This window comes from Pseudomonas sp. PS01270, assembly GCF_029959775.1.
GTDB lineage: Bacteria > Pseudomonadota > Gammaproteobacteria > Pseudomonadales > Pseudomonadaceae > Aquipseudomonas > Aquipseudomonas atacamensis.
This window is the reverse complement of sequence record NZ_JASCPT010000206.1, coordinates 1-5567: the sequence shown is the minus strand read 5'-3', so window position 1 is coordinate 5567 and position 5567 is coordinate 1. Positions and strand designations below refer to the sequence as shown.

General features: G+C 61.8%; 3 protein-coding genes. 2 read left to right on the top strand and 1 reads right to left on the bottom strand.

Annotation, left to right across the window (positions count from 1 at the left end; translation table 11 throughout):
- Window positions 1-262: 262 nt before the first annotated feature.
- Together QMX86_RS27115 and QMX86_RS27110 are read left to right on the top strand one after the other, a co-directional pair.
- Window positions 263-2791: a sulfite reductase flavoprotein subunit alpha gene (locus QMX86_RS27115; RefSeq protein ID WP_282387450.1), complete on the top strand. Its 2529-nt coding sequence runs from the start codon at window positions 263-265 to the stop codon at window positions 2789-2791.
- A gap of 225 nt (window positions 2792-3016) precedes the next feature.
- Window positions 3017-3385 (top strand): endonuclease domain-containing protein, encoded by a 369-nt coding sequence (locus tag QMX86_RS27110; RefSeq protein ID WP_056782898.1) that lies wholly within the window; start codon window positions 3017-3019, stop codon window positions 3383-3385.
- Window positions 3386-3851: 466 nt separating this feature from the next.
- Here QMX86_RS27110 and QMX86_RS27105 read toward each other — a convergent pair whose 3' ends face one another.
- Entirely contained in the window at window positions 3852-5393 is a 1542-nt protein-coding gene (locus QMX86_RS27105) for an alkaline phosphatase D family protein (protein WP_282387444.1), read from the bottom strand.
- Between the last annotated feature and the right edge of the window lie 174 nt (window positions 5394-5567).

The window sequence follows — 5567 nt, the reverse complement described above, 5'->3', positions numbered from 1 at the left end:
TGTTGAGCACCAATTTCCACTTCTGACGGATGTTAATACCTGTGGCAGCGAGCTTGCTCGCGAAAGCGGTGGCTCAGTGAAGTCGATGCTGACTGACACGACGCCTTCGCGAGCAAGCTCGCTCCCACATAAGATCTGCGAAACGGATCAGGCCCCGTTCATTCAGTTGAACGGGGCTTTTGTGTGTTACGCAAAACGCTTCTTGATAACCCACGGCATAATGCGCGCCGTGATGACAATTTCCGAACGGACGGCGAGTGACGTGTTGAAGAAAACCCTGTTCCAGTTGCACTGGTTTTTTGGCATCACTGCAGGGCTGGTGCTGGCCCTGATGGGCATCACCGGCGCGGCCTATTCGTTTCAGGACGAGATCCTGCGCGCGCTGAATCCGTCCGTTCTGCAGGTGGAAAAGCAGGTCGCCGGCGTGCTGCCACCAGTGGAACTGGTGGAACGCATTGAAGCTGCGTCCGGCAAGAAAGTCGCGATGCTCTGGGTCGAGACCGACAGCGGTCACGCCGCACGGGTATTCTTCACTCCGCCCAAGGGCGAACGGCGTGGCGAGATGCGCTACTTCGATCCATACACTGCCGAATTCAAGGGCGATGCCACCGGCCAGGACTTCTTCGGCCTGATGCTGCAACTGCACCGCTTCCTCGCCATGGGCGACACCGGGCGCAACATCACCGGCGCCTGCACCTTGATGCTGTTGTTCTTCTGTCTCTCTGGCCTGTATTTGCGATGGCCGCGTCAGTGGAACAGCTGGCGCGTGTGGTTGACCCTGGACTGGAAAAAGAAGGGCCGCGCGTTCAATTGGGATCTGCACTCGGTGGCCGGCACCTGGTGCCTTTTGGTCTATCTGCTGCTGGCGTTGACCGGCTTGTCATGGTCGTACGAGTGGTACAACAAAGGCCTGACCCGACTGCTTTCCGACGCGCCGCAAAACGAACGCGTACGCGGCGGTCGCGGCCCGGCGCCAGAAGGCCCGGCACCGACCGCCGACTACGCGGCGATGTGGAGCAGCATCTACAGCGCTGCCGGCCCGGGTCTGGCCGCGTACAACATTCGCATGCCGGCGGTGGCCGGCCAGCCGGCGACGGTGTTCTACCTGCTCGACAGCTCGCCCCATGACCGCGCGCTGAACCAGATCACCCTCGATCCGGCCACCGGCGTGGTCAAACGCGTCGACCGCTATGCCGACAAAAGCTTCAAGGCCCAACTGCTGACCAGCATTTATGCGCTGCACGTCGGCAGCTATTTCGGCCTTGTCGGGCGCATCATCGTGACGATCGCAGCGGTGTGCATGCCGCTGTTTTTCATCACTGGCTGGCTGCTGTATCTGGACCGTCGGCGCAAGAAAAAGCAGATCAAGGATGCCCGCCAAGGCCTCGCGCAACCGTCCGCCGAGGCTTCGGCCTGGCTGATCGGTTTCGCCAGCCAGAGCGGATTCGCCGAGCAACTGGCGTGGCAGACCGCCGGACAACTACAGGCCGCCGGGCTGCCGGTCAACGTGCAGCCGCTGGCCAATATCGGCGAACAGGACCTGCGCAATTCCAATAACGCGTTGTTCGTGGTCAGCACCTTCGGCGACGGCGAAGCGCCGGACAGCGCGCGTGGTTTCGAACGCAAAGTGCTGGCCAAGGCCTCGACACTCGACAGCCTCAACTATGCCGTGCTCGGCCTCGGCGATCGGCAATACGCGCACTTCTGCGGCTTCGCCAAGCGCCTGCATCAATGGCTCGGCGAGCACGGCGGCAAGACCTTGTTCGCCCCGGTGGAAGTCGACAGCGGCGATCCTTACGCGTTGCGTCACTGGCAAACGCAACTCGGCCAGCTCACCGGACAGGCGCCGAGCGAAACCTGGCAAGCACCGAGCTACGACAACTGGACGCTGGTCCGTCGCGAACTGATGAACCCCGACAGCAGCGGCGCGCCGGTCTACCTGCTCGGCCTCAAGGCCCCGGACACCCGCAGTTGGCTGGCCGGTGACCTGGTCGAAGTGCTGCCACGCAATTGCCCGTGGGCCATCGAGCACTTCCTCGACGGCCTCGGCATTCGGGGCGAGACCCCGGTGAAGGTCAACGGCATCGATGAGCCGCTGGAGATTGCCCTCGCCTCACGGCAACTGCCCGAGCACCGCGCGCATCTGGTCGGTTTGCATGCGCAGTCGCTGGTCGACGCGATGGTGCCGCTGGCCATGCGCGAATACTCGATCGCCTCGATTGCCGCTGACGGCTTGCTGGAGCTGATCGTGCGCCAGGAACAGCACAACGACGGCAGCCTCGGCATCGGCTCCGGCTGGCTCACCGAACACGCGCCAGTGGGCGGCAGCATCAGCCTGCGCGTGCGGCGCAACAGTGGTTTCCACCTGCCGAACGAACCCGTGCCGATGATCCTGCTGGGCAACGGCACCGGCCTGGCCGGCCTGCGCAGCCTGCTCAAGGCACGCATTGCCGATGGCCAGCAACGGCAGTGGCTGCTATTCGGCGAGCGTAACCGCGAACACGACTTCCTCTGCCGCGCCGAGCTGGAAGAGTGGCTGGTCAATGGTGATCTGGCGCGATTGGATCTGGCGTTTTCCCGCGATCAGGCCGAGAAGATTTATGTGCAGGATCGCTTGCGTGAGTCGGCGGATGAATTGAAGAAGTGGTTAGCAGATGGTGCTGTCATCTATATCTGCGGCAGCCTTCAAGGGATGGCCTCAGGCGTCGACCAGGCCCTCAACGATATCCTCGGCAGCGCCGAAGTCGAACGCCTGATCGAACAGGGCCGCTATCGCCGGGATGTTTACTAACGCCTGCGAAAAGCCCCTCACCCTAGCCCTCTCCCAATGGGAGAGGGGACCGACTGGGGGATGCTCGAGATCGACGCCGACCTGAGCGTTCTTCACTGAATCCATAGCCATAATCACCTCGGTCGGCTCCCTCTCCTCCTGGAAGAGAGCTGGGCGGGCGGCGTTCCGATGAGGGAAATGGGCTACTGTTAAATCTCCACTCAACTTCACAAGGACCGTGAAGCCATGCCAAGCCGCCCTACCCTCGCCCAATTCGCCCGCCACTTGCGCACCAACCAGACAGATTGCGAACACCTGCTCTGGCAGCGCCTGCGTTCCCGGCAGATAGCCAACCTGAAATTTCGCCGACAGTTTCCATGTCCGCCGTTTGTGCTGGATTTCTATTGTGTGGAGTTGAGGTTGGCGATTGAGCTGGATGGTGGCCAGCACTATGAGACGGCCGGGGTGGTTCACGATCGGCGCCGGTCGAACTTCCTGTCTCAACAAGGCATCGACGTCGTGCGATTCAGCAATCTTGAGGTGCTTCAGCAGATGGATGATGTGTTGGAGCAGATCATCAGAATTGCGGCAGAGCGGAAAATGCCCTCACCCTAGCCCTCTCCCAGAGGGAGAGGGGACTGATTGGGGGATGCTCGAGATCGACGCCGACCTGAGCGTTCTTCACTGAATCCAAAGCCATAATCACCTCGATCTTCCAGGTCGATGCATGACGCAAGACACCTCGGTCGGCCCTCTCCCTCCCAGAGGGCGAGGTGACTGATTGGGTGATGCTTGAAATCGACGCCGACCTGAGCGTTCTTCACTGAATCCAAAGCCACAATCACCTCGGTCTTCCAGGTCGATGCATAGCGCAAGACACCTCGGTCGGCCCTCTCCCTCCCAGAGGGCCAGAGGACTGATTGGGGGATGCTTGAGATCGACGCCGACCTGAGCATTCTTCACTGAATCCAAAGCCACAATCACCTCGATCTTCCAGGTCGATGCATGACGCAAGACACCTCGGTCGGCTCCCTCTCCCTCCGGGAGAGGGCTGGGGTGAGGGGCTTTCGATCCAGCGTGATTAAACAGGCTGCAACTTCTGCTCAAACACTGCTACCCCATCCAGATCCCGCAACACCACACTCATCTCCCCGCTTTGCCCTTCGATATTCACCTCACCAAAAAACTGAAACCCGGCAAACGGCGAGGTGTTCTGTGCGGGCGGTGCTTTCTCGAACACCACCTCAGGCCCGAACGTCTTGTCCAGCGGATTCGGCCCGAAACTGCCGGCATTCAGCGGCCCGGCGACAAATTCCCAGAACGGTTCGAAATCCTGAAACGCGGCACGGTCCGGGTGGTAGTGATGCGCGGCGCAGTAGTGCACGTCCGCCGTCAGAAACACGAAATTACGCACCTGCTGCGCACGTAAAAATCCGAGCAATTCGGCAATTTCCAGTTCACGTCCCTGCGCCGGGCCGGGGTCGCCGTTGGCCACGGCTTCCCAGCGTGCAACGCCCGGGCTGACCTCACCGTCCGGGACGCCCAGGCCGATGGGCATGTCGGCGGCGATAACTTTCCACTGCGCCGTCGACGCCTGCAATTCACGCTTGAGCCAGTCCAGTTGCTCGCGGCCGAGAAACGGTTTTGCCGCGCCCAGGTTGGCATCGTTGGCTTCGCGATAGCTGCGCATATCCAGCACGAATACGTCGAGCATCGGCCCGTAACTGAGCTTGCGATAAATGCGCCCGCCGCCGTCCGCCGCCTGCAAACGCATCGGCGCATATTCCAGCCACGCCTGCCGCGCGCGGCCGACCAGCTTGTGGATATCTTTCTCCTGATAACGCTCATCCAGCTGCTTGCCCGGCGACCAGTTGTTGACCACTTCGTGATCGTCCCACTGCCAGATCTGCGGCACTTCGGCGTTGAAGCGGCGGATGTTTTCGTCCATCAGGTTGTAGCGATAGTTGCCGCGATAATCGTCGAGAGTCTGCGCGACTTTGCTCTTGGCTTCAGTGGTGATATTGCGCCAGATGCGCCCGCTTTCGGTGGTCAGTTGCGCGGGGACCGGGCCGTCGGCGTAGATGGTGTCGCCGCTGTGAATAAAGAAGTCCGGCAGGCGCAGGCGCATGGCTTCGTAGATGCGCATGCCGCCGATGTCCGGGTTGATCCCGAAGCCCTGGCCGACGGTGTCACCGCTCCAGACAAAACGAATGTCGCGTTTTGTCGTCGGCACGCTGCGCAGATGGCCGAACCACGGTTCGCTGGCGACGCCGCTCTGCGCATCTTCGAAGTGCACGCGATAGAAGATTGCCTGGTTGGCCGGCAGGCCGGTGAGTTCGACGCGGGCGGTGAAATCGCTGCGCGCATCGGCCAGTGGCGAGACGAATTTGCGCGGGTTGCCAAACAGGCTGCCGGTGTCCCACTCCACCACCATGCGCGCCGGGCGATCGCTGCGGCTCCAGATCATCGCGCGGTCGCCGAGCAGGTCGCCGGACTGCACGCCGTCGGTGAGCTGCGGACGATCCTTGACCGAGGCAATCACCGCCGGCGCCAGCCCCGGCAGCAACAGCCCGGCGCCGACCGCTTGCATGACGCGACGCCGACCGAGATTGAAATCGCTCATGGTGTTCTCCCTGCAAAAGGGAAAACTTAAGCACGGGTGTATGAACCGGCTATGACAATGCAGACTCCTGTGGGAGCGAGCCTGCTCGCGAAGGCGTCCTGCCAGTTACCACATCTTCAGCTGGCCCTCCGCTTTCGCGCGCAGGCTCGCTCCCCCCGGGATTTGGTGTTGTCG

Coding starts and splice junctions, on each gene's coding strand:
- QMX86_RS27110 (WP_056782898.1), top strand. CDS start 3,017: ATGCCAAGCCGCCCTACCCTCGCCCAATTCGCCCGCCACTTGCGCACC.
- QMX86_RS27105 (WP_282387444.1), bottom strand. CDS start 5,393: ATGAGCGATTTCAATCTCGGTCGGCGTCGCGTCATGCAAGCGGTCGGC.